Source organism: Haloferax profundi, assembly GCF_001469865.1.
GTDB lineage: Archaea > Halobacteriota > Halobacteria > Halobacteriales > Haloferacaceae > Haloferax > Haloferax profundi.
In genome coordinates, this window is record NZ_LOPV01000381.1 from 1 (window position 1) to 296 (window position 296).

A 296-nucleotide genomic window follows, 5' to 3' on the forward strand; every position below is an offset into this window, starting at 1 on the left:
CGTCTGGATTGACTGGGCCTTTATACTTCGACTTGATTTTGTCTCCCTCTCGCCACTGCCAGTAGTAGTATCGGTTGTTGTTGATCTCTTTGACCGTGATCGTCGCCTTCGTGGGGACATCGTCTGGAAGGTCGTCCGACCGTTCTTCGATCTCGCCTTCCGGTGACTCGTCCTTGAGACGAGCCTCTCGCTCCTTGTGTTCGGCCAGCTCTTCGGCATAGCGGGCAACGTCCCGAAGACGGTTCTGCCCCAACTCGTTGAGGGCGTTGACGACTTCTGTGGGGAGGTTCGGGTAA

Annotated in this window: 1 protein-coding gene; it reads right to left on the reverse strand. The window is 56.4% G+C overall.

The genetic code is table 11. From position 1 onward, the window contains the following. Window positions 1-296, reverse strand: a 296-nt coding sequence (locus AUR66_RS22110) for a hypothetical protein (RefSeq protein ID WP_058572854.1), incomplete at both ends; no start/stop codon positions are given.